22 protein-coding genes and 1 pseudogene are annotated in these 23203 nt (G+C 72.2%); 15 read left to right on the top strand and 8 right to left on the bottom strand.

Annotation, left to right across the window (positions count from 1 at the left end; genetic code table 11):
• Nucleotides 1-155 precede the first annotated feature (155 nt).
• The 5 genes from ACIRVH_RS30730 to ACIRVH_RS30710 all read left to right on the top strand — a co-directional run bounded on the left by ACIRVH_RS30730 (nt 156) and on the right by ACIRVH_RS30710 (nt 5686).
• Nucleotides 156-1010, top strand: coding sequence for a bifunctional methylenetetrahydrofolate dehydrogenase/methenyltetrahydrofolate cyclohydrolase (locus ACIRVH_RS30730; RefSeq protein WP_403959848.1), 855 nt, complete (start codon nt 156-158; stop codon nt 1008-1010).
• A complete protein-coding gene (locus ACIRVH_RS30725; protein ID WP_403959845.1) occupies nt 1000-1452 on the top strand; it encodes a DUF3017 domain-containing protein in 453 nt (150 codons plus the stop codon). The genes ACIRVH_RS30730 and ACIRVH_RS30725 overlap by 11 nt, the downstream gene beginning before the upstream one ends.
• A 509-nt stretch (nt 1453-1961) precedes the next feature.
• A complete protein-coding gene (locus ACIRVH_RS30720; protein WP_403959843.1) occupies nt 1962-3203 on the top strand; it encodes a DUF2690 domain-containing protein in 1242 nt (413 codons plus the stop codon).
• A gap of 367 nt (nt 3204-3570) precedes the next feature.
• Complete coding sequence (locus tag ACIRVH_RS30715; protein WP_403959840.1) at nt 3571-4560, top strand: malate dehydrogenase; 990 nt, start codon at nt 3571-3573, stop codon at nt 4558-4560.
• A gap of 130 nt (nt 4561-4690) precedes the next feature.
• Nucleotides 4691-5686 carry a hypothetical protein gene (locus ACIRVH_RS30710; RefSeq protein WP_403959837.1) on the top strand — a complete coding sequence of 332 codons (996 nt, stop codon included), beginning with the start codon at nt 4691-4693 and terminating at the stop codon, nt 5684-5686.
• 230 nt (nt 5687-5916) lie between these two features.
• Here the strand turns inward: ACIRVH_RS30710 and ACIRVH_RS30705 are convergent, their stop codons facing one another.
• Nucleotides 5917-7362, bottom strand: a complete 1446-nt coding sequence (locus tag ACIRVH_RS30705) for an MFS transporter (protein ID WP_403959834.1) — start codon at nt 7360-7362, stop codon at nt 5917-5919.
• 101 nt (nt 7363-7463) lie between these two features.
• On the opposite strand from ACIRVH_RS30705, the gene ACIRVH_RS30700 reads away from it, so the two are divergent.
• Nucleotides 7464-8381, top strand: a complete 918-nt coding sequence (locus ACIRVH_RS30700; RefSeq protein ID WP_403959831.1) for a LysR family transcriptional regulator — start codon at nt 7464-7466, stop codon at nt 8379-8381.
• On the opposite strand, the gene ACIRVH_RS30695 is transcribed toward ACIRVH_RS30700, so the two are convergent.
• Together ACIRVH_RS30695 and ACIRVH_RS30690 are read right to left on the bottom strand one after the other, a co-directional pair.
• Nucleotides 8364-9260: a GNAT family N-acetyltransferase gene (locus ACIRVH_RS30695; protein ID WP_403959827.1), complete on the bottom strand. Its 897-nt coding sequence runs from the start codon at nt 9258-9260 to the stop codon at nt 8364-8366. The genes ACIRVH_RS30700 and ACIRVH_RS30695 overlap by 18 nt on opposite strands.
• Entirely contained in the window at nt 9257-10015 is a 759-nt protein-coding gene (locus ACIRVH_RS30690; protein WP_403959824.1) for a hypothetical protein, read from the bottom strand. Before ACIRVH_RS30690 ends, ACIRVH_RS30695 begins: the two co-directional genes overlap by 4 nt.
• A gap of 200 nt (nt 10016-10215) precedes the next feature.
• Between ACIRVH_RS30690 and ACIRVH_RS30685 the strand changes: the two genes are divergently transcribed.
• From ACIRVH_RS30685 to ACIRVH_RS30665, 5 genes and pseudogenes are all read left to right on the top strand, one after another.
• On the top strand, nt 10216-11736 hold the full coding sequence (locus ACIRVH_RS30685) for an aldehyde dehydrogenase family protein (protein ID WP_403959821.1): 1521 nt from the start codon (nt 10216-10218) through the stop codon (nt 11734-11736).
• 44 nt (nt 11737-11780) lie between these two features.
• Nucleotides 11781-13310 (top strand): GMC family oxidoreductase, encoded by a 1530-nt coding sequence (locus ACIRVH_RS30680; protein ID WP_403959819.1) that lies wholly within the window; start codon nt 11781-11783, stop codon nt 13308-13310.
• Nucleotides 13310-14342: pseudogene (locus ACIRVH_RS30675) on the top strand (glycine betaine/L-proline ABC transporter ATP-binding protein); the annotation flags it as partial. The gene ACIRVH_RS30680 and the pseudogene ACIRVH_RS30675, both read left to right, overlap by 1 nt.
• Nucleotides 14343-14715: 373 nt before the next feature.
• Nucleotides 14716-16662 carry an ABC transporter permease gene (locus ACIRVH_RS30670; protein ID WP_403959816.1) on the top strand — a complete coding sequence of 649 codons (1947 nt, stop codon included), beginning with the start codon at nt 14716-14718 and terminating at the stop codon, nt 16660-16662.
• A 1-nt stretch (nt 16663) separates the two neighbouring features.
• On the top strand, nt 16664-17629 hold the full coding sequence (locus tag ACIRVH_RS30665) for an ABC transporter substrate-binding protein (protein WP_403959813.1): 966 nt from the start codon (nt 16664-16666) through the stop codon (nt 17627-17629).
• Between the two features lie 6 nt (nt 17630-17635).
• Here the strand turns inward: ACIRVH_RS30665 and ACIRVH_RS30660 are convergent, their stop codons facing one another.
• Genes ACIRVH_RS30660 through ACIRVH_RS30650 form a run of 3 tightly spaced genes read right to left on the bottom strand, consistent with a single transcriptional unit; the run spans nt 17636 to nt 19295 of the window.
• Nucleotides 17636-18358: an isocitrate lyase/phosphoenolpyruvate mutase family protein gene (locus tag ACIRVH_RS30660; RefSeq protein WP_403959810.1), complete on the bottom strand. Its 723-nt coding sequence runs from the start codon at nt 18356-18358 to the stop codon at nt 17636-17638.
• Nucleotides 18355-18756, bottom strand: coding sequence for a carboxymuconolactone decarboxylase family protein (locus ACIRVH_RS30655; RefSeq protein WP_403960264.1), 402 nt, complete (start codon nt 18754-18756; stop codon nt 18355-18357). The genes ACIRVH_RS30660 and ACIRVH_RS30655 overlap by 4 nt, the downstream gene beginning before the upstream one ends.
• Nucleotides 18757-18794: 38 nt before the next feature.
• Complete coding sequence (locus ACIRVH_RS30650) at nt 18795-19295, bottom strand: carboxymuconolactone decarboxylase family protein (RefSeq protein WP_403959807.1); 501 nt, start codon at nt 19293-19295, stop codon at nt 18795-18797.
• Between the two features lie 47 nt (nt 19296-19342).
• On the opposite strand from ACIRVH_RS30650, the gene ACIRVH_RS30645 reads away from it, so the two are divergent.
• Nucleotides 19343-20731: a PLP-dependent aminotransferase family protein gene (locus ACIRVH_RS30645; RefSeq protein ID WP_403959805.1), complete on the top strand. Its 1389-nt coding sequence runs from the start codon at nt 19343-19345 to the stop codon at nt 20729-20731.
• Nucleotides 20732-20818: 87 nt separating this feature from the next.
• Nucleotides 20819-21076: a hypothetical protein gene (locus tag ACIRVH_RS30640; protein ID WP_403959802.1), complete on the top strand. Its 258-nt coding sequence runs from the start codon at nt 20819-20821 to the stop codon at nt 21074-21076.
• Between the two features lie 64 nt (nt 21077-21140).
• Here the strand turns inward: ACIRVH_RS30640 and ACIRVH_RS30635 are convergent, their stop codons facing one another.
• Nucleotides 21141-21392, bottom strand: a complete 252-nt coding sequence (locus tag ACIRVH_RS30635; RefSeq protein ID WP_403959799.1) for a GntR family transcriptional regulator — start codon at nt 21390-21392, stop codon at nt 21141-21143.
• Nucleotides 21393-21540: 148 nt separating this feature from the next.
• Here ACIRVH_RS30635 and ACIRVH_RS30630 point away from each other — a divergent pair, with 148 nt between their 5' ends.
• Together ACIRVH_RS30630 and ACIRVH_RS30625 are read left to right on the top strand one after the other, a co-directional pair.
• Nucleotides 21541-21801: a hypothetical protein gene (locus ACIRVH_RS30630; RefSeq protein ID WP_403959797.1), complete on the top strand. Its 261-nt coding sequence runs from the start codon at nt 21541-21543 to the stop codon at nt 21799-21801.
• Complete coding sequence (locus ACIRVH_RS30625; RefSeq protein WP_403959794.1) at nt 21798-22055, top strand: hypothetical protein; 258 nt, start codon at nt 21798-21800, stop codon at nt 22053-22055. Before ACIRVH_RS30630 ends, ACIRVH_RS30625 begins: the two co-directional genes overlap by 4 nt.
• 44 nt (nt 22056-22099) lie before the next feature.
• Here the strand turns inward: ACIRVH_RS30625 and ACIRVH_RS30620 are convergent, their stop codons facing one another.
• On the bottom strand, nt 22100-22924 hold the full coding sequence (locus tag ACIRVH_RS30620; protein WP_403960262.1) for a DMT family transporter: 825 nt from the start codon (nt 22922-22924) through the stop codon (nt 22100-22102).
• Nucleotides 22925-23203 lie beyond the last annotated feature (279 nt).

Raw genomic sequence — 23203 nt, 5'->3', positions numbered from 1 at the left:
GCCGCTCATGGTTGTAGGAAAGGCCGATTGTTGTCCAGCCGGATTCGCAAGGTGTTGTGCAAGTGCAACATCATCGATCAAGCGGGGGACGCGGGGAACCGGCCCAGGCAGCCCCGGATTGGAACCGGGACCGGGTCATCCGCGAGGATGGTGTCATGACCGCCCAGATTCTCGATGGCAAGGCCACCGCAGCCGCGATCAAGTCCGATCTGACCGCCCGCGTGGCGGCGCTGAAGGAGAAGGGCGTCACGCCCGGCCTCGGCACGATCCTGGTCGGGGACGACCCCGGCAGCCAGAAGTACGTCGCCGGCAAGCACCGCGACTGCGCCCAGGTCGGCCTCGCCTCCATCCAGCGCGAGCTGCCCGCCACGGCCACCCAGGAGGAGATCGAGGCGGTCGTCCGGGAGCTGAACGAGGACCCGGCCTGCACCGGCTACATCGTCCAACTCCCGCTGCCCAAGGGCATCGACGAGAACCGCATCCTGGAGATGATGGACCCGGCCAAGGACGCGGACGGCCTGCACCCGACGAACCTCGGCCGTCTCGTCCTGAACGAGCCGGCGCCGCTGCCCTGCACCCCCAACGGCATCCTGACCCTGCTGCGCCGCCACGGCGTCGAGATCAAGGGCGCCGAGGTCGTGGTGGTCGGCCGGGGCGTGACCATCGGCCGCCCGATGCCGCTGCTGCTCACCCGGCGCAGCGAGAACGCCACCGTGACCCAGTGCCACACCGGCACCCGTGACCTGTCCGCCCACCTCAAGCGGGCCGACATCATCATCGCCGCGGCCGGTTTCCCGCACCTGATCCGCGCCGAGGACGTCAAGCCGGGCGCGGCCGTCCTGGACGTCGGCGTCTCCCGCAACGCCGAAGGCAAGATCGTCGGCGACGTCCACCCGGACGTGGCCGAGGTGGCCGCCTGGATCTCCCCGAACCCGGGCGGCGTGGGCCCGATGACCCGGGCGCTGCTGCTGGTCAACGTGGTCGAGGCGGCGGAGCGCAGTGCCGGCTGAGGACACCCACTCCAGCACCGGGCCGGTCGGCTCCGACGCCGGCGGGGACCCGAAGCGGACCACGCGTCGCTTCCCTCGGTTCACCAGGGACACCGCGCGCCCGGAGGGCGGCGGCCGGGCCGCGCCCGGCAACGCTCCGGCGCCCGCCCGGCAGTGGCCGTTGCTCGCCGTCATCTGCCTGGTGGCGATCGGTCTGCTGGTGATCACGTTGGACGCGCTCCGCCCGGGGACGCTGCTCATCGGCGTCGCGCTGCTGGGCGGTGCGGTGCTGCGCTGGCTGCTGCCGGACGTCGGCATGCTCGCCGTGCGCTCCCGCTTCACGGACGTCGCCACCTACGGTGTCCTGGGTCTGGTGATCATCCTGCTGGCGTTGATGATCCAGCCGGACCCGCTGCTGAAGCTCTCGTTCCTGAAGGACATCCTGCACTTCACGGTCAAGTAGCGGCGCCGGTACGGCCGAAGGCCCGCGCCTCCCCCCGGGGGCGCGGGCGGAACGGCGGCCCGTCCCCTCCCCCGAGCAAGGACGAGCCGCCGTCGGGATCCAGCCTTCCCCTCATGAACTGCCTGTTCAACGGCTGTCCGTGCGCTGTGGCACGGAAGTGACCGTTCCGCTACGGTGTCCGCGCACTGCCACATGTGTGCCCGCCGTGTCGATGTGTTGACAGTTCGGAGACACGTCACGAGGGTCCCGTCGAACCGGGCTAACGTGTCCAAGGTGCCCAATCGGGACGGTCCGGTGGACTGTGGGGCGGTCGGCGTGCGACGGTGCACAACCGGCGGGAGCGGTGCTCCTGTGCGCCCCCACTCCGGGAACTGGGATCCTTAGTCAGCGCATCCCTGTGGGTAGTCAGAGGGGGCCGCGCCGGGGGGACCGGACCGGCGCGAGGGTCACGTGCGGGGAACGGCGCGGGGAACCATCAGCACCAACCGGGGGGAATGAGGGGGGAAGCAATGCCTCGATGGAAAGCCTTGCCGGACGAGCTGGATCCGCAGATCAAGGAGTTCACCAGCCAGGTGCGGCGCCTCGTGGACCGGAGCGGTCTGAGCATCGCGGCGCTGGCCGACCGGACCGGCTACAGCAAGACGTCCTGGGAGCGTTACCTGGGCGGCCGGCTGCTCGCGCCCAAGGGTGCGGTCGTCGCGCTCGCCGAGGTCACCGGCACCAACCCGGTCCATCTGACCACCATGTGGGAGCTGGCCGAACGCGCCTGGAGCCGCGCGGAGATGCGGCACGACCGGACCATGGAGCAGATTCGTATCGCCCAGGCACGCGCCGCGCTCGGGGAGTTCGGGGCGGCCGAGGCCGAGGGCGCGAGCGGCACCAGGACGGCCGGCAGAGGCACCGGCACCACCGTGACCCCGGGCACCACCGGGACCCCAGGCACCACCGTGACCCCGGGCGTCGCGGGCCCGGCGGGCGTCTCACCGACGATCCCGCCGCAGCCGACGGCGTCGGACGCCGACGGACGGGAGAACGCGGACCGCGGTGCGGACCCCGAGGTCAACTCCTGGGGAATGGCGGGCTATGAGGGTCCGTCGAAGGCGAGCCGCCGGCCTGGTGCCGCGGCTGATGCCGGTTCCGGTGCGCGTCCCGCCCCCTCGCCGGACGGCCCGGGCTGGACCCCGGGCACCCCGAACCCGTACGACGGGCAGCCGCAGGGGGCGCGGCCCGGTGGCGGCGCCCCCGGCAAGGGGGCCGGGCGCAAGGGGCGCCTGACGATGTTCCTCGCGGGCGTCGTCGGTGTCCTCGTCGTCGTCGCGGCCGTCTACTTCTTCACCAACCCGGGCAACGGCGCCAAGCACGAGGGTGCCGCCAAGTCGCCGTCCCCGACGGCCAGTAGGAACCCCAGCCTGCCCTCCGGGGTCAAGTGCAGCGGCGCCGCCTGCAACGGCAAGGACGCGGAGGCGATGGGTTGCAGCGGCGACCTGGTGACCACCGCCAAGACCGCCACCGTCGGCACCACCACCCTGGAGGTCCGCTACAGCAAGACCTGTGGCGCCGCCTGGGGACGGATCACCGGCGCCACCCAGGGCGACCAGGTCCAGGTCTCCGCGGGCAAGCTCCGCCAGACGGGTGACATCACCGCCGTCGGCGACGCCATCGCCTACACACCGATGGTCGCCGTGAAGGACGCGGCCGAGGCCAAGGCCTGCGCGACCCTCGCCTCCGGGCGGAAGGGATGCACGAAGTAGGACGCGAGGGACCGCCGGACGGGACGCGAGGGCCCGTCCGGCGGTCCCCGGAAGAGCGGGGCGAACCAATTCGGGTGGAATTCCGGGGACGCACGCATGGGCCGCCGGATCCTGGGCACGCGAACGTTACCCCCACGGGAGTCCGGTCAGCCGGTACCCCCCAAGGCGGCCGCCCTTCCCCCTCTCCCGGACGGGCGGCCGCCCCTTCCTGAATCACGAGTCCGCCTTGTGGGCTGGGCCACACGGCCCCGGACGTCTCGCATGCCGGATGCGCGATAGCCTGACCGCTGGATTCTCTTGACGCCAAGAGATCGATCATCCGCCGGGGCAGTGACGCCCCACCGCCAGCTGTCATACGGAGAACGCCATGACCCGCACTCCCGTGAACGTCACCGTCACCGGCGCGGCCGGCCAGATCGGTTACGCCCTGCTCTTCCGCATCGCCTCCGGCCAGCTCCTCGGCGCGGACGTGCCGGTCAAGCTGCGCCTGCTGGAGATCACCCCGGCGCTCAAGGCCGCCGAGGGCACGGCCATGGAGCTGGACGACTGCGCGTTCCCGCTCCTGCAGGGCATCGACATCACGGACGACCCGAACGTCGCCTTCGACGGCGCCAACGTAGCCCTCCTGGTCGGCGCCCGCCCCCGTACCAAGGGCATGGAGCGCGGTGACCTGCTGGAGGCCAACGGCGGCATCTTCAAGCCGCAGGGCAAGGCCATCAACGACCACGCCGCGGACGACATCAAGGTCCTCGTCGTCGGCAACCCGGCCAACACCAACGCGCTCATCGCGCAGGCCGCCGCGCCGGACGTCCCGGCCGAGCGCTTCACCGCGATGACCCGCCTGGACCACAACCGCGCGCTGACCCAGCTCGCGAAGAAGACGGGCTCGACGGTCGCCGACATCAAGCGCCTGACCATCTGGGGCAACCACTCCGCCACCCAGTACCCGGACATCTTCCACGCCACGGTCGCCGGCAAGAACGCCGCCGAGGTCGTCAGCGACGAGAAGTGGCTGGCCGAGGACTTCATCCCGACCGTCGCCAAGCGCGGTGCCGCGATCATCGAGGCCCGTGGCGCGTCCTCCGCCGCCTCCGCCGCCAACGCCGCCATCGACCACGTGTACACGTGGGTCAACGGCACCGCCGAGGGCAACTGGACCTCCATGGGCATCCCGTCGGACGGCTCCTACGGCGTCCCGGAGGGCCTGATCTCCTCCTTCCCGGTCACCACCAAGGACGGCACGTACGAGATCGTCCAGGGCCTGGAGATCAACGACTTCTCCCGCGCCCGCATCGACGCCTCCGTCCAGGAGCTCGCGGAGGAGCGCGACGCGGTCCGCTCCCTGGGCCTCATCTGAGGCTGCCTCCGGCGGATTCGCCGCGAGCCTGTGCGGGCCCTGTTCCGGTTTCGTCCGGAGCGGGGCCCGCGCCCGTTTTCGCCGTTACTGTCAAAAGCAGGGCAGGGAAGGGCGATTCGGGGGGTTCGTGATGAGCGGCTGGAGCGGATGGAACGGCCCGGAGGGTTACGGCGCGGAGGGTTCCGGTCCGGAGCACGGGCCCGGGGCCGAGCGCGGACCCGGCGAGGAGAGAGGCCGGGCGGCCTGGACCGCCGACGAGCCGTCGGCCCCGCCGCCGTGGGCTTCGGCCCAGACCCAGTCGGCCGCGCTCCCGTCACCTCCGCCCTGGGCGTCCGCGGAGACCGGCACGGCTCCGGTGCCGCCGCCTCCGCCGCCGCCCTGGACCGCCGCCCCCGCCCGCACCGACGGTCCCTTCCCTTCGTCGGCGTACGTGCCCGCGCCGCGCCGTGTCCACGGCGGCCGGCTGGTCGCCCTGGTCGTCGCCATGGCGCTGGTCGGGGCCGGTTCGGGCTTCGGGGTCTGGTACCTCGGGCGGGACCGCTCCGGTGGGGGCACCCCGTCGGCCTCCGCTCCGGCCGCCGGCGTCACCGTCTCCGCCTCTGCCTCTGCCTCGCCTTCCACGACGCCCCGGACAGCGGCCTCGACGCCGCCGCCCGCAGCGCGGCAACTCCCCGTCGGCTACCGCCTCGTCCACGACCCCGTCGGCTACACCCTCGCCGTCCCCGAGGGTTGGACCCGGCGGCAGAAGCAGGGGGAGAAGGCGACCGTGGTGTTCTACGACTCCCCGTCCGACGGCCGCCAGTTGCAGATCTTCGAGCTGGCCGAGTCCACCGTGACCGAGTCCCTGGACCTCGCCGAGAACGACCCGGGCTACGGCTACTCCCGCGAGCCCGGCTACCAGGCCCTCACCCGCAGCTCCGGAGACTCCTGGGCCGAGCTGTCGTACCGCTACGACGACCCGGACAAGGGCGCCCGCCGCGTCGTCGACCACCGCTTCCGCACGGCCGACGGCACGCTGTACGCGATCCGCTCCAGCGGCCCGGAACGCCTGTCCGACGCCCGCGTGCGCGCTCCGCTGACGACGGCGCTGGGTTCGTTCTGCCCGACGGGGCTGTCTTGCCCGTAGGGGGTTGGGCTGGGTGGTGTGGGTGCGTTGTGGGACACCCGGCCTTCGGCCGGGTCCGGGTTCCCACCCGCACCACCCGTACAACTTTCGTCGTCGAGTGCGGGTGGCCCCTGTGGGGTGGAAGCGCCGTCGGCGACTGCGGGGTGGGTGGGGCGTGTGGCTCGGTCAGGGCGGCCCGCGGTTCCTTCTTGGCGATGGGGTAGCGGTCTGAGCCTTTCGTGCAGGGGCGCTCAAGAGTGGTGGGGCAGTGCCTGCTCGCGGTCCGTGGGGGTCTTCGGAGCCGGGTCGGAGGCGGGGCGGGTGCCGTAGGCCGTGGTCACCAGGGCCGTTGCCGCCAGGACCACCAGGGCTACCGTGCGCAGGGCAGGGCCCATGCCGTGGGCGAGGTCGGGGTGGGCGGACAGGACGGTTCCGGTGACGGCGACGCCGAGGGCGGCGCCGGTCTCGCGGGCGGTGGTGCCCAGACCCGAGCCGAGGCCCGCCTGGTGGGCGGGGAGTGAGGTGACGACGCCGAGGGTCAGGGCGGGCATGGACAGGCCGGTGCCGGCCGAGACGACCAGGAGCCAGCCGGCGTATGCCCAGTACGGGGTGTGCGCGTCGGCCGTGGAGACGCCGAGCAGGCCCAGACCGATGAGGGCGAGGCCGGTGCCGATGAGCGCGCGGGGGTGGCCCGCCCAGCGGGCGGCCAGCCTCTGGGCGACGGCCATCCCGACGGGCAGCGGCAGGATCGCGACGCCGGTGAGGGCGGCCCCGAAGCCCTTCACGTCCTGCAGGTACTGCGAGTTGACGAAGAAGAGGGCGAACAGGCCGAAGAAGCCGGTGGCCGTACCGAGGGAGGCGGCGCGCAGGCGGGGGGAGGAGAAGACGCGCGGGTCGAACAGCGGGGCCGCCGAGCGGAGGGCGTGCAGGGTGAACGCGGCGATCAGAGCGGCGCCCGCGGCGAAGGCGCCGAGGATGCGGGCGGAGGCCCAGCCGTAGGTCGGGCCCTCGATGATGCCGAACAGGTCCGCGACCAGGCCCGCGGTGAGCAGCAGGGTGCCATAGGGGTCTCCCCCGCTCGAACGAAGTTGAGAGCTTGGGGAAAGGTCGGGGTTGCTGCCGGTGGAGCGTGCGGTGCGCGGGGTGGTGACGGCGACGGCGGCGGCGAGCACCGCGGCGAGCGGGACCATGGCCGCGAACAGGGCACGCCAGGACAGGAACTGGCCGGCCAGGCCGCCGCCCAGGTTGCCCGCCGCGCCGCCCAGACCGATCGACAGGGTCCAGGCGGCCATGGAGCGGGCCCGGTGCTCGGGCGCGGACAGCTGCATCAGGATCGACAGGGTGGCCGGGGTGATCAGGGCCGCTCCCGCGCCGGACAGGCCCCGTCCCGCGATCAGCACGGCCGGGCCGGTCGCCAGCGCGCTGGTGGCGGCGCCCACGGCGAACAGGCCGAGCCCGACGAGCAGCGCGCCCTTGCGGCCGTACCGGTCGCCGAGCGCGCCGGCCGGGACGAGGAGTCCGGCGAAGACGATGACGTACGCGTCGACCGTCCACAGGATCTCGCTGTACGAGGGGTGTAGCGCGGACGAACTGAGTTGCGGGATCAGGAGGTTGATGGCGGCGACCATGCTCTGCGCGACCAGGACGCAGGCGCACAGCGCGAGCAGGGCAGGGCGTTTCAGGGCGTGCGTGGGCACGGCTCCTCCCGGGAGCTGGGCGGTGGGTGGGGGATGCCCTGCCACCGTAGAGTCGCTCCTGGCCTGCTTTCCAGTGCAACCTTTGCAAGGGATACTTGCGCATGACGCAATCCACGGATCTGGACCTGAACCTGCTCCTCGCGCTGGACGTGCTGCTGGAGGAGCAGAGCGTGCAGGGTGCCGCCCGCCGGCTGCACCTGTCCGAACCGGCGATGAGCCGCACCCTCGGCCGGATCCGCAAGGCCCTCGGCGACCCGGTTCTCGTGCGGGCGGGGCGCCGGATGGTGCCGACGCCGCACGCACTGGCCGTACGGGCCGAGGTGAGCGCGGTGGTGGAGCGGGCCCGCGCGCTGTTCCGGCCCGGCCGGGACGCCGACCTGCGCACGGTCACCCGCACCTTCACGATCATCGGCCACGACGCGATCGCCGCCACGCACGGCGCCACCCTGTTCGCCCGTGCCGCCGAGGAGGCGCCCGGCATCCGCCTGCGCTTCCTGTCCGAGAGTCACGTGGACGCCCCGGTCCTGCGTCAGGGCACCGCCGATCTGGAGGTCGGCGTGATCGACGCGACCGCGCCCGAGGTGCGCGTCGAGACGGTGTACGAGGACCGCATGCTGGGTGTCGTACGGGCCGGACACCCGCTGCTCACCGGAGAGTTGACGCCCGAGCGGTTCGCCACCGAGGCCGCTCACCTGGGCGTCTCCCGTCGTGGCAGGCTGCACGGGCCGGTCGACGAGGCGCTGGCCGAACTCGGCCTGGAACGCCGGGTGGTGGGCAGCGTCGGCACCTTCCCGTCCTCGCTCTTCGTGCTGCGCGAGACCGACCTGGTCGGGCTGGTCAGCTCCTGGGGGTGCCCGCCGGCCGCCGCCCTCGGCCTGGTCACCTTCGAGGTACCGCTCGCCCTCCCGCCGCTCCCGGTGGGGCTGGCCTGGCACCCCCGCCACGACGCCGACCCGGCCCACGCCTGGCTGCGCGGCTGCGTACGGGAGTTGATGCGGCGGTCAGCCGGCGGCGACTAGCCGCTTCTCGAACCAGTGGCCGGCGTACACGTTGTCGTCGTAGCGCGGGATCTCGGTGTAGCCGCACGCCCGGTACAGCGCCTGTGCCTCGGTGAGCACGACGTGCGTGTCCAGTCGTACGACGTCCAGGCCGCGCGCCCGCGCCTCCCGCTCCAGCCCGTCGAGCAGCCGCCGGGCCAGACCCAGCCGCCGGGCCTCGGCGTGTACCCACACATGCCGGATCTCGCCCGCCCCCGGTTCCAGTCGCCTGAGCGCACCGCAGCCCACCGGCCGCTCCTCCTCGTACGCGACCAGGAAGGCGCCGGCGTCCCCGGTCACCTCCTCGGGGCGGACGAGGGCGGCGCTGTCGAAGCCCTCCGGGAAGCGGGCGTCGATGTCGGCCGCGTACGCCTCCAGGCAGGCCCGGGCCACGGCCGAGGAGCCGTCGACGGCCTGCACCGTGATCGCCGCGAGCCGCAGCAGGCGCTGCGCGGTCGCCATCGCGTCGGTCAGCTCGGCCCGCTGGTCCGGGGCGAGCCCGTCGAGGAGCCCGGCGGCGAGGGCGTCGGCGCGCCGGTTCTGCTCGCCGACCTCGGCGCGGCCGGCCGCTGTCAGTCCGATCATCCGCAGCCGGTTGTCGTGCGGGGGCGTCTCGATCCGGACCATGCCCTGGCCCTCCAGGGCCTTCGCCATGCGGCTGAGATAGCCGGCGTCCAGCCCGAGCCGTTTTCTCAGCTCGCGCAGGGAGACGCCCTCCCCGATCTCGAACAGCAGCCGGGCCTCTCCGAGGGGACGGTCCTGCCCCAGGTAGTGATCGTCCAGGGCGCCGATGCGGCGCGTGAAGTAGCGGTTGAAACGGCGGAGGGCCGCGACCTGCTCCGCCGACACTGGCTCGGTCATTCTTTGACTTTAGTCAAAGGACTCAGCCGGGACACGTCCACCGACTCCTTCGCGGAGGGGGTGGCGGACGGCACGGGTTCGCCGTAGTCCGAGAACGTCATCGTCAGGTCGGTGCCGTCGCCCTTCCGGGTGCCCTGGACCAGCACGTGAGGCGAGTCGGCGGTGACGTAGAGCGTGACCCGCCTGCCGTCGTCCTCGCCCTTCAGCGGGATCACCGGTATGCCCTGGACCGTGGTCCTGTCGCCTCGCGTCAGCGGCTTCCTGTGCTGCGAGTCGGGTGTCAGCTTCCGCTGGAAGGCGTCCAGGTCGCAGACGTCCTCCCACTCCTTGAGCGCGCTGTCGTGCGTGGTGCCGTGGATGTAGCGGTCCTTGAGGAGTTCGGCCGCCGCGGTGCCCTCGCTGCCCGGAAGCTCGGCCTTCCAGTACGTGCTGTCGCCCTTCAGCCACACCTCGTCGCCCCGCTTGACGATCTCGATGCTGCCGCCGTGCGCGCCCATCCGCACCATGCCGACACAGTTGCCGTCCCGGTCCAGGGACAGGTCCATCGACGCCAAGTCCCCCTTCTTCGCGGCCGCGGCCCGGTCCGTCCACGTCATGTGGAGCGACCGGGTGTGGAGCAGGTGGTCCTGCGCCTCCCGGGCGAGCTCGCGGGCGCCCGGATCGCCGGTGTCGTCCGCCGTGGCCGCCGTGACCAGGGCGGGGGAGAGGAACAGGGTCACGCTCGCCGCCGCACAGATCAGCGGTCGTCCGGCCATCGCGGCACCTCCGTGATCACCCCAAGCCGCTTTGCTCAGCCTACTTTTGTCCCTTTTCGACCGCATTTTCAGTGACGCGGCGCACTTTCGGTCATCGATTGCGCATGTGATCGGAGGGGTGGGGCAGGCGGACACGGTCCCTGACTGTGACACGACTGTGACACAGGGGCACTGAACAGGAACGGAAGGCAATACCGATCATGGCGGACAGAACGGAACGACAGGCCCGGGCGACCATCCACGCGGGCGGCGAGTGGCTGGAAGCCGGCTCCGGCGCGACGCGCGAGATCCTCGACCCCGCAGACGCCCGGCCGTTCGCCGTGGTCGCGGAGGGCGACGAGAAGGACGCGGAGCGCGCCGTGGCGGCCGCCCGGCAGGCGTTCGACCACGGCCCCTGGCCCGGCACCCCCGTCGGCGAGCGCGCCGCCCTGCTGCGCCGCGTCGCCGACCTCCTCGTACGCGACCGCGAGGAACTCGGCCTGCTGGAGAGCAGGGACGCGGGCAAGACCGCCGAGGAGGGCCGCATCGACATCGACTGTGTCGCCGACGCCTTCCGCTACTTCGCGGACCTGGTCGCCGGCGAGGCCCCCGGCCGGGTCGTCGACGCGGGCTCCCCCGACATCCACAGCGTCGTCGTGCACGAGCCCGTCGGCGTGTGCGCGCTCATCACCCCCTGGAACTACCCGCTGCTCCAGGCCAGCTGGAAGATCGCCCCGGCCCTCGCCGCCGGCAACACCTTCGTGATCAAGCCGAGCGAGATCACCCCGATGACGACCATCGCGCTGATCGACCTGCTGGCCGAGGCCGGTCTGCCCGCCGGAGTCGCCAACCTGGTCACCGGACCCGGCCACACCGTCGGTGCCCGCCTCGCCGAGCACCCCGACGTCGACCTGATCTCCTTCACCGGCGGCCTGGTCAGCGGCACCAAGGTCGCCCAGGCGGCCGCCCCGACCGTCAAGAAGGTCGCCCTCGAACTCGGCGGCAAGAACCCCAACGTGGTCTTCGCCGACGCCTGCGCCACCGAGGAGGGCTTCGACACCGCCGTCGACCAGGCCCTCAACGCCGCCTTCATCCACAGCGGCCAGGTCTGCTCGGCCGGTGCCCGGCTGATCGTCGAGGAGAGCGTGCGGGAGCGGTTCGTCGCCGAACTCGCCCGGCGGGCCGCCCGGATCCGCCTCGGCCGGGGCACGGCCGAGGGCGCCGAGTGCGGACCGCTGGTCTCCGAGCAGCAGCGCGCCAAGGTCGAGGCGTACGTGCAGTCGGCGCTGGAGGAAGGAGCGGTGCTGCGCTCGGGCGGCAGGCGTCCCGAACCGTCCGCCGAGCGGCCCGCAACCGGCTACTTCTACGAGCCGACGGTCCTCGACCGGTGCCACCGGGAGATGAGGGTCGTACGCGAGGAGGTCTTCGGCCCGGTCCTCACCGTCGAGACCTTCCGCACCGAGGACGAGGCGGTCGCCCTCGCCAACGACACCGAGTACGGCCTCGCGGGCGCCGTCTGGACCACCGACGCCGGACGCGCCCGCCGCGTCGCCGGCCGTCTGCGCCACGGCACCGTCTGGATCAACGACTTCCACCCCTACCTCCCGCAGGCGGAGTGGGGCGGCTTCGGAAAGAGCGGTGTCGGCCGCGAGCTGGGCCCCGCCGGGCTCGCCGAGTACCGCGAGACCAAGCACGTCTACCAGAACCTCGCGCCGAAACCGGTGCGCTGGTTCGCCGGCTGATCCCCGACTGCCGTACACAGCAAGTCTTTTGGAGTAACACCCCCATGTCCCACACCCCTCACCTCTACGACTACGTCGTCATCGGCGGCGGCACCGCGGGCTCGGTCATCGCCTCCCGCCTCACCGAGAACCCCGACGTCACCGTCGCCGTCATCGAGGGCGGCCCCAGCGACGTCGGCCGCGACGACGTGCTGACCCTGCGCCGCTGGATGGGCCTGCTCGGCGGCGACCTCGACTACGACTACCCGACCACCGAACAGCCCCGCGGCAACTCCCACATCCGGCACAGCCGGGCCCGCGTCCTCGGCGGCTGCTCCTCCCACAACACCCTGATCTCCTTCAAGCCGCTCCCGTCCGACTGGGACGAGTGGGAGGCGGCCGGCGCCAAGGGCTGGGGCGCCGTCCCCATGGAGGCCTACTACGCCCGCCTCCTCAACAACATCGTCACCGTGGACGAGAAGGACCGGAACGCCATCGCCCGCGACTTCGTGGACGCCGCCCGGGCGGCCCTCGACGTGCCCCTCGTCGAGGGCTTCAACAAGAAGCCGTTCACCGAGGGCGCCGGCTTCTTCGACCTCGCCTACCACCCCGAGGACAACAAGCGCTCCTCCGCCTCGGTGGCGTACCTGCACCCGGTGATGGAGGAGCGCCCCAACCTCCGCATCTTCCTGGAGACCTGGGCGCACAAGCTGGAGCTGAACGGCACCCGCGCCGAGGGCGTCCACGTGCGCACCGAGGACGGCCAGGAACTGCTGATCCGGGCCCGGAACGAGGTCCTGCTGTGCGCGGGCGCCGTGGACTCGCCCCGGCTGCTGATGCACTCGGGCGTCGGCCCCCGCGCGGACCTGGAGGCGCTCGGCATCCCCGTCGTGCACGACCTGCCGGGCGTCGGCGAGAATCTGCTCGACCACCCCGAGTCGGTCATCGTCTGGGAGACCCACGGACCGATCCCGGAGAACTCCGCGATGGACTCCGACGCGGGCCTGTTCGTGCGCCGGGACCCCGAACGCGCGGGCCCGGACCTGATGTTCCACTTCTACCAGATCCCGTTCACGGACAACCCCGAGCGCCTCGGCTACGAGCGCCCGCAGTACGGCGTCTCGATGACCCCCAACATCCCCAAGCCGAAGAGCCGCGGCCGCCTGTACCTGACCAGCGCCGACCCGTCCGTGAAGCCGGCCTTGGACTTCCGGTACTTCACCGACGAGGACGACTACGACGCCCGGACCCTGGTCGACGGCATCCGCATCGCCCGCGAGATCGCCGAGGCCGAGCCGCTCGCCGGCTGGCTCAAGCGCGAGGTCTGCCCGGGCCCGGAGGTCGTGGACGACGCCGAGCTGAGCGAGTACGCCCGCAAGGTCGCCCACACCGTGTACCACCCCGCCGGCACCTGCAAGATGGGCGGCGCCGACGACGAACTCGCCGTGGTGGACCCCGAGCTGAGGATCCGCGGCCTCGACGGCATACGCATCGCCGACGCCTCCGTCTTCCCGACCATGACCGCCGTCAACCCGATGATCGGGGTGCTCATGGTCGGGGAGAAAGCCGTCGACCTGATCGGAGGTGGTGCGTGATGAGTACGACCACTCAGTCGCCCGTGTTCTCGGTGAACGGCCTCTGGAAGGTCTTCGGCCCCAAGGCCGACCGCGTCCCGGCCGACCCGGAACTCAGCACGCTGGCCCCCGCCGACCTGCGCTCGCGCACCGGCTGCACGGCCGCCGTCCGGGACGTCTCCTTCGACGTGCGCAAGGGCGAGGTCTTCGTCGTCATGGGCCTGTCCGGCTCCGGCAAGTCCACCCTGGTGCGCTGCCTGACCCGGCTGATCGAGCCGACGGCGGGCACCATCGCCATCGACGGCGAGGACGTGCGCGCGATGGACAAGGCCCGCCTGCGCGAACTGCGCCGGCACCGCGCAGCGATGGTCTTCCAGCACTTCGGTCTGCTCCCGCACCGCACGGTCCTGGACAACGTGGCCTACGGCCTGGAGATCCAGGGCGTCGGAAAGTCCGAACGGCGTGAGCGGGCCGCCGAGTTCGTCACCAAGGTCGGCCTGGAGGGCATGGAGAAGCGCCGCCCCGGCCAGCTCTCCGGCGGCCAGCGCCAGCGCGTCGGTCTCGCCCGCGCGCTCGCCGTCGACCCCGAGGTGCTGCTGTTCGACGAGCCCTTCAGCGCGCTGGACCCCCTCATCCGCCGGGACATGCAGGACGAGGTGGTCCGGCTGCACCGCGAGGAGGGCCGCACGATGGTCTTCATCACCCACGACCTCAGCGAGGCGCTCAAGCTCGGCGACCGCATCGCCCTGATGCGCGACGGCCGCGTGGTCCAGCTCGGCACCCCGGAGGAGATCGTCTCCTCCCCGGCCGACGACTACGTCCGCGAGTTCGTCCGCGACGTGCCGCGTGAGCAGGTCGTGACCTGCCGCACGGCCATGCGCCCCGCGCACCCCCAGGAGGTCGGCACCGGCCCCGCGGTCAGCCCCGACGCCCCGGTCGCCGAGGCCATCGAGGCCGTGGCCCGAGCGGGCGCTCCGGCCCGGGTGATGGACGAGGGGAAGTGCGTCGGCGTCGTCGGCCACGAGCAGCTGCTGGACGTGGTGGCCGGCGTGGCTGCGGGCGGTCGTACGGACGCGGCCGCGGGCGGGAATGCTGCGGAAGCGGCGGGCGGTCGTACGGACGCGACTGCGGACGGCGAAGCTGCAGAGGCGGCGGGCGGTCGGGCCGGCGTGGCTGCGGACAGCGATGCCGCGGTCGCCGAGGACGGTCGTGCCGACGCAGCCGCGGGCGGGGACGCTGCGGAAGCGGCTGGCGGTCGTGCGGAGGCGGCTGCGGACGGCGCTGCCGAGGTCGCCGCGGGCAGCAAGGCCGACGCGGCTGCGGACAGTCGTGCCGCTGGGGCGGCGCCCGTCCCGCCGATGGCGGCACCCGGCAAGCGCCGGCGAGTGACCCCGCCCCGGCCCCGCACCAGCCCGGAGGACGTCTGATGGCAACGCTCACCGTCCCGACCGCCGGCACAGCGATCCCGGGCTTCCTGAGAAACCGGGCCGCGGCCAAGCTCCTCGCCCTGGCCGCGCTCGCCGCGATCCTCGTACCCCTGGTCAACAGCCGCTGGGGAAGCAACGCCTGGCCGCACGCGCTCACCGTCGATCTCTCCAAGCCCCTGGCCACCGCCAGCAACTGGGTGATCGACAACCGTGACAGCCACCCCCTGTTCCTCTACTTCTTCGGCTACATCAGCAACGCCGTCGTACTGGCCGTACGCGTCGTCTACCTCACCCTGCTCGCCGCAGGCTGGGCAGGCGTCACCGCCTTCGGCGCCCTCGTGGCCTGGCGCCTCGGCGGTGTTCGCCTGGCCGCCGGCACGGCGATCGCGTTCCTGGCCTGCGGCGCGCTCGGCATGTGGGTGCCCACCATGCAGACCCTCGCGCTGATGGTGGCCGCCGTCCTCGCCTCCGTGGCCGTGGGCACCCTGCTCGGCCTCGCCGCCGGCCTCTCCGACCGCATGGACCGCGCCCTGCGCCCGGTCCTGGACACCATGCAGGTGCTCCCGGCGTTCGCGTACCTCCTCCCCGTCGTCCTGGTCTTCGGCATCGGCGTCCCCGCGGCCGTCCTCGCCACCGTCGTCTACGCCGCCCCGCCGATGGCCCGCCTCACCGCGCTGGGCCTGCGCGGCGCCGACCCCGAAGTCCTGGAGGCCGTGGAGTCGCTCGGCGCCACCGCCCGCCAGCGGCTGCTGACCGCCCGTATCCCGCTGGCCCGCAAGGAACTCCTGCTCGGCCTGAACCAGACGATCATGATGGCGCTGTCCATGGCCGTCATCGCCTCCGTCATCGGCGCCGGCGGCCTCGGCGACCGCGTCTACCAGGCCCTCGCCTCCGTCGACGTGGGCGCGGCCCTCGCGGCCGGCATCCCGATCGTGCTGCTGGCGGTCGTCCTGGACCGCGTCACCGCAGCCGCGGGAGCCGCCGGGGACGGCAGCCCCCGGCCTCGTACCATCGGCCGGCCGTACGCCCTGGCCGTCACCGTGGCCGTGGCCCTGGCCGCCCGCCTGCTCGGCGCCCTCGACTGGCCCGGCTCCTGGAACCTGGACATCGCCGAACCGGTCAACCGCGCCGTCGACTGGATGACCGCCCACCTCTACTCCGGCGTCCCGGTCGTCGGCGGCACCGCCGACTGGGCGGGCCACTTCACCACCTGGATCCTGGACCCGGTCCGCAGCGGCCTGCAGTGGCTGCCCTGGTGGGCGGTGCTGCTCCTGGTCGCCGCGCTGGCCTGGCTGATCGGCACCTGGCGCACCGCGCTGACCGCCGTCCTCGCCATGGCCGCGATCGGCGTGCTCGGGGTGTGGGAGCCCTCGCTCGACACCCTGTCGCAGGTGCTCGCCGCCGTCGCCGTCACCCTCGTCCTCGGCTTCGCCACCGGTATCGCGGCCGCCCGCAGCGACCGTGTCGAACGGGCGCTGCGCCCGGTCCTGGACGTCTTCCAGACCATGCCGCAGTTCGTGTACCTGATCCCGGTCGTCGCCCTGTTCGGCGTCGGCCGCGCGCCCGCCGTCGCCGCGGCCGTCGTCTACGCCCTCCCGGCCGTCGTCCGGATCACCGCGCAGGGCCTGCGCCAGGTCGACCCGGCCGCGCTGGAGTCGGCGCGCTCGCTCGGCGCGACCGGCCGTCAGCAGCTGTGGCAGATCCAGCTCCCGCTCGCCCGGAGGTCGTTGCTGCTCGCCGCCAACCAGGGCGTGGTCCTGGTCCTCGCCGTCGTCATCATCGGCGGTCTGGTCGGCGGTGGCGCCCTCGGCTACGACGTCGCCTTCGGCCTCGCCCAGGGCGACCTGGCGACCGGCCTGGTCGCCGGCGCGGCCATCGTCTGCCTGGGCCTGATGCTCGACCGGGTGACCCAGCCGACCGAACGCCGCGCGAAGAAGGGAGCGTGACATGCGATTCCGTACGACTGTCCCCGTCGGTGTCCCCGTCGCTGTCGCCGTCCTGGGCCTGACCACCGGCTGCGGCGCCGCCGACATGACCAAGCAGGCGTCGCCGTTCGCGAACGCCCAGGGCGCGAAGACGGTCACCCTGTCCGTGCAGTCCTGGGTGGGCGCGCAGTCCAACGTGGCCGTCGCCCAGTACCTCCTCGAACACAAGCTGGGCTACCGCGTCGACACCGTCCAGGTGGACGAGGTGCCCGCGTGGGACGCGCTCAGCCAGGGCCGGGTCGACGCCATCCTGGAGGACTGGGGCCACCCGGACCAGGAGAAGCGGTACGTCACCGACAAGAAGACGATCGCCCGCGGCGGCGACCTCGGGGTGACCGGGCACATCGGCTGGTTCGTGCCGACGTACCTGGCCCAGCAGCACCCGGACATCACCGACTGGAAGAACCTGAACAAGTACGCCCCGCTCTTCCGCACCGCGGAGAGCGGCGGCAAGGGCCAGCTGATGGACGGCTCCCCGTCCTACGTCACCAACGACAAGGCCCTGGTGAACAACCTGAAGCTGGACTACCAGGTCGTCTTCGCCGGTTCCGAGGCGGCCCAGATCACCCAGATGAAGCAGTTCGCCAAGGACAAGAAACCCTTCCTGACCTACTGGTACTCACCCCAGTGGCTGTTCAAGAAGGTCCCCATGACGGAGGTGACGCTGCCGCCGTACAAGGAGGGCTGCGACGCGGACGCGGCCAAGGTCGCCTGCGCCTACCCGCACACCCCGCTGCAGAAGTACCTCAACGCGGACTTCGCCAGGTCCGGCGGCAAGGCGGCGGCCTTCCTGAAGAAGTTCCGGTGGACGACCGAGGACCAGAACCAGGTCTCCCTGATGATCGCCGACCAGAAGCTCTCGCCCGAGGAGGCGGCGAAGAAGTGGGTGGACAGCCACCCCTCCGTGTGGAAGAAGTGGCTGTCCTGAACTGCCCTACTTCGCGAGGCCGTCGGCGATCTCGCGGAGCGCCTGAGCGGCGCGCCGCTGGAGTCCCGGCCCGAACGTGACGCGAGTGGCCCCGAGTTCGCCGAGCACGGCGGGCGCGGGGCCCTCGCCGTCCAGCCGGGCCACCATGTTGAGCGGGCCCTGGATCCCGGCCCGCAGCAGGGGCAGCACGTCCACCGGGGCGAGGATCGGATACACGCAGTCCGCGCCCGCGGCCACGTAGGACGCGGCCCGCTCGATGGCCCGTTCGGGATCGCCGTCGCCGTGGAGGAAGGTGTCGACGCGGGCGTTGACGAAGAGCCGGTCGGCGGCCGCCGAGCGGACCTCGGCGAGGTACCCGGCGTGCTCGTGCGGGTCCTTGAGGACACCCCCGTTGGAGTCCTCGAGGTTGCACCCCACGACGCCCGCCTCCAGCAGCCGCTCGACCAGCTCCTTCGGCGCGAGCCCGTACCCGCCCTCGACGTCCGCCGAGACCGGTACGTCCACCGCCCGCACGATCCGGGCCACCGCCGCGAACATCTCGTCGGCCGGGGTCGCCCCGTCCTCGTACCCGAGGGAGGCGGCCACCCCCGCGCTCGGCGTGGCCAGCGCCGGGAACCCGGCCTCGACACACACCCGGGCGCTCGCCGCGTCCCAGGGGCCGGGCAGGATCAGCGGATCGCCCTGGGCGCGCTTGCGGTGCAGGGCGCGGAACACGTCCACCTTGCTCATGGCTGGTAACCCCCTGGCGGAACACGGCGGCTGACCATGAGACGGTTCCAGCCGTTGATGACGGTGATCAGGCCGATGAGATGGGCGAGTTCGGCCTCACTGAAGTGCTTGGCTGCGGTGTCGTACACCTCGTCCGGCACGAAGCCGTCGGTCAGGACGGTGACCGCCTCGGTCAGCGCCAGGGCGGCCCGCTCCCGCTCGCTGTACCGGTCCTCGGCCTCCTCCCAGGCGTTCAGCAACTGGATGCGGTCCTCCGACTCGCCGTTCTTGCGGGCGACCCGGAGGTGCATGTCGAGGCAGAACGCGCAGTGGTTGAGCTGCGAGGCGCGGATCATGACCAGCTCGGCGAGGACCGGATCGCCGAGGCCCTGCTTCGCGGCCGCGCTCAGCGCCGACATGGCCAGGCCGACCTCGCGGTCCAGCAGCTGGGTACGGCTCACCTGTACTGCCCCGGCCGGTAGTGGCCCGGGGTCATCCGGGTGGTCACGCCGAACCGGTTCCACGCGTTGATCACCGTGATCGCGGCGATCAGCCCGGCCAGCTCCGCTTCCTCGAAGTGCGCGGCGGCCCGGTCGTACACCTCGTCCGGCACGAAGCCGTCGGTCAGCACGGTGACCGCCTCGGTCAGCTCCAGCGCCGCCAGCTCCTTCCCGGTGTAGAAGTGCCGCGACTCCTCCCACGCGCTGAGCTGCACGATCCGCTCCACGCTCTCGCCGGCGGCGAGCGCGTCCTTGGTGTGCATGTCGAGGCAGAACGCGCAGTGGTTGAGCTGCGAGGCGCGGATCTTCACCAGCTCGTACAGCGCCGGGTCGAGGCCCTGCTTCGCGGCCGCGTCCAGGCGGATCATCGCCTTGTAGACCTCGGGTGCGTGCTTGGCCCAGCTGAGCCGTGGGGCCTGTTCGGTGGCGTACTCGACGGTTTGTTCTGCAGTGCTCATGGCTTCGACCCTAGGAGCGAGGATGCCCAGGGGTATGGTCCATTTCCATGGCGAATTCATGGGCCACTCTGGGGGTCGACCTGCACCTGGAACCGGCCGGTTCCAGCGGGCTGCGCCGCGGTCTGACCGACGCGCTGCGGGGCGCCGTCCGCACCGGCCGCCTCGCCTCCGGCACCCGGCTGCCGTCCTCCCGCAGTCTCGCCGCCGACCTGGGCATCGCCCGCAACACCGTCGCCGAGGCCTACGCCGACCTGGTCGCCGAGGGCTGGCTCACCGCCCGCCAGGGCTCGGGCACGCAGGTGGCGGAGCGGGTCGTCGTCCCGCCGGCCGACACCGCACCCCGGCGCCGCGAACCCGGCCGCCCCGTCTACAGCCTCGTCCCCGGCAGTCCCGACCTCGCCGCCTTCCCGCGCACCGAGTGGCTCAAGGCCGCCCGCCGCGCACTGGCCACCGCCCCCTTCGACGCCCTCGGCTACGGCGACCCGCGCGGCCGACCCGAACTGCGCACCGCCCTCGCCGGCTACCTCGCCCGCGCCCGCGGCGTCCGTACCGACCCCGACACGATCATGATCACCGCGGGCTTCTCGCACGGCCTGCGCATCCTCGGGGCGCTGCTGCGGGGGCGCGGGGTGCGGACCGTCGCGGTGGAGTCGTACGGGCTCGACGTCCACTGGGGGCTGCTGAGGAGCGCGGGCCTCGCGACACCCGCGCTGCCCTACGACGAACTGGGCACCGACACGGGCGCGTTGAGCGACGAGGGTGCGGTACTCGTCACCCCCGCCCACCAGTTCCCGATGGGCATGCCCCTGCACCCCGACCGGCGGACCGCCGTAGTGGAGTGGGCGCGGCGGACCGGCGGCCTGGTCCTGGAGGACGACTACGACGGCGAGTTCCGCTACGACCGCCAGCCCGTCGGTGCCCTCCAGGGCCTCGACCCCGACCGGGTTGTCTACCTCGGCACCGCCAGCAAGTCCCTCGCCCCCGGCCTGCGCCTCGGCTGGATGGCGCTGCCGCCGTCCCTGGTGGAGGAGGCGGCCGCGGCCAAGGGCCGCATCGACACCTGCGGAGCGCTGGACCAGCTGACGCTGGCCGAGTTCATGGTGTCCGGCGCGTACGACCGCCACGTCCGCTCCTCCCGCCTGCGTTACCGGCGCCGCCGCGACGCCCTCGCCGCCGCCGTCGCCGACCGCGCACCCGAGGTGCGCGTCACCGGAATCGCGGCCGGCCTGCACGCCGTGCTACGGCTGCCTCCCGGCACCGAGCAGTCGGTGATCCAGGCAGCGACCTGGCAGGGCCTGGCCCTGCACGGCCTCGCCTTCCACCGCCATCCACAGGCCGTCTCCGAGCCGCTGGACGCCCTGGTCGTCGGCTACGGCACCCCGCCGGACAGCGCGTGGGCGGGGGCGTTGGAGGCGTTGTGCAGGGTGTTGCCTTGAGGGTGGCTGAGGTGAGTCCGGCCGACCAGTGCTGCAACCGGCTACGGGTACGTACCCGTACCTTGGAAGGTGGAGAGGAGCCCGAAGGTGCCTGACGCCAATGTCCGTATCCCTGAGGAAGCACGGGACCGGCTCGCCGCCATAGCGGCAGCCGAGGGTATGTCGCTGTGTGCCTACCTGGCCCGGCTCGCTGAAACCCTGCTCACCCCCGCTGAGCGGGCCGAGCGGGCCGAGCAGGCCCGCGCTGCCTTGACGGAGTGGACCGGCTATGCGCCGACTCCCTCTGAGGAACGGGACCTCGACAGCGAGCTGGACCGGCGTCTGGCACAGGCGGCTGCCCGGTGAGCGATGCTATGCGCATCGTCCTGGACGACACCGCGATGGCGACCTCAATCCCTAACGCCCTGGGCTAGGGGGTTGCAGGGGAGGGCGGCAGGGGGTCGGCCACAAAGGTCCCCAGTCCGACTTCGCCCCGCGTCCAGCCCTGTTCCCGTACATGCCGCATGGCTTTCGCGGCCGTCGCGTTCACTACGCCGAACTCCTGGGCGATTTCGAGAGTGGACGGCACGCGACTTCCTGGCGGATACGTGCCGTCCTGGATGCGCCGGATGATCTCCGCTGCAATCTGGCGCCATAGCGGGCGCGTGCGGTCAAGCTCCATGAGCTTCAGCGTGGGTGACCATGGCATTCTGTGCATCCGTGGTTATCTACGGTTATCCACGCTATGTTGGATCCGTACGCAGAACGGCCCCGACGGGAAGCGGCTACTTCCTCACCGGGGCCTCAGCCGACTGAACAGGAGTCGACCTATGCGCAGCCTACTGGCCGCATTCCTGAGCCTCTTCGTGCCTTCCCGCGGAGCGCCCCGCGCCAACATGCCGCCGCCCCTCATCGCCTGCCCGTCCGTTCCCGCGTTCCGGCTCACCTCCGTGCGTCGGAGGAGGCCGTACCCGACGGACGTCATCGCCGCCGACGGTCTACCGCTGGTCCGGGCCTACGTCGCCGTCTGGGAACGCGAGCGTGACGAACAAGAACGGCGCTACTACGCCCCGTGGGAGGCTGCCGTATGAGGACGTCACCCCTCCGCAGCCTCGGCGTCGACCCCGCCACTGGCAAGGAGGCATTCGTGGTCGCGCGCCCCGGCGGTTTTCTGGAGGCGCTGGCCGACGCGCACGCCCTGGAGGCCTCCGCCGTCCTGGTGGCTCTCGTCGGTGCCGTACTGGAGGCGGGGGAGGCGTCGGACGCCGAACTCGCCGCCTTCGTACCGCCGTTGCACGCTGCGCTCGGCGAATGCGTGGGCATGATTGCGGCGGACGGGGAGTGACGGTGTAAGAGCATGCAGCGAGTGGCAGGTTCGAGGAGGTGGCTTCAGGCTTCTTCCGCCACTGGCGCCTCACCGAACCGAGCCAGCGCCAACGCCCCCGCCACCGCCACCGCGAACCCCAGCACAGCCAGCCAGGCGAAGCCCTCCCGCGTGCGGTCGCCGAGCCAGATCACGCCGATCGCCGCCGGGCCGATCGTCTCGCCGATCACCAGGCCGGCCGTCGCCGTCGTCACCGCGCCGCGCTGCAGGGCGGAGGTCAGCAGGATGAAGGCGGCGGCGCCGCCGATCAGGAGGGCGTAGGCCGCCGGGTTGGTGAGCAGATCGGCCAACCGCAGCGAGTCGATCAGGCGGACCGAGACCTCCACGACCCCGAATCCGAAACCCGCCCCCAGACCCAGTACCAGCGCCCGCATACGCCCGGTCAGCCGCCCGCCCAGCAGCGCGAGCACCAGCATGCCGACCGCCGTCGCGAGCATGGCCCACTTCAGGGCGTCCGAACCCTCCTGCTCCCCCTCCGGCCCGGACGCCACCCCCAGCATCGCGAGCCCGGCGCACACCACGCCCACCGCGCCCCACTCCGTGCCGCTCAGCCGCACCCGCAGCAGGCGCGCCGCGACCACCGCGGTCACCGCCAGACTCGACGCCAGTGCCGCGCTGACCGCGTAGATGGGAATCGAGCGCAGCGCCGCGATCTGGAACAGGAAACCCAGTCCGTCCAGGGCCAGCCCGGCCAGGTACCGCCACTGCCGCAACGCCCGTAGCAGCAGTGCGGCTTCGCCGCCCCCACCCGTACCGGCCTCCCGCGCCGCGATCGCCTGCAACACCGTCGCCGTACCGAAGCAGAGCGCCGCGGCCAGGGCACACACCATTCCGAAGAGCACGAAGTGACTTTAGGCGAAGGGGGATTCGCGGAGGCCTCCGCACCCGCTCTCACACCGATTTCGTGCGCAGTCCGACCGTCGATCCCGCCTGCACAGCCCGGCACGTCGTCGAGCTCGCGCCGCGTTCGTGCCGCAACGGGCCTACCTCGGCGACTAGGGCCTGTGTGCGGTCGTGATCAATCTCGGGTTCTGGTCCCGTGCGGGGGCCGGACCTGGTAGGACGCTGGGTGTGACACGTAGGCAACTCACCGACGGGCAGTGGGAGTT

The organism is Streptomyces sp. NPDC101165 (genome assembly GCF_044768135.1).
Taxonomy (GTDB): domain Bacteria; phylum Actinomycetota; class Actinomycetes; order Streptomycetales; family Streptomycetaceae; genus Streptomyces.
The sequence above is the reverse complement of the archived record's forward strand: the minus strand, read 5'-3'. Positions and strand labels throughout refer to the sequence as shown.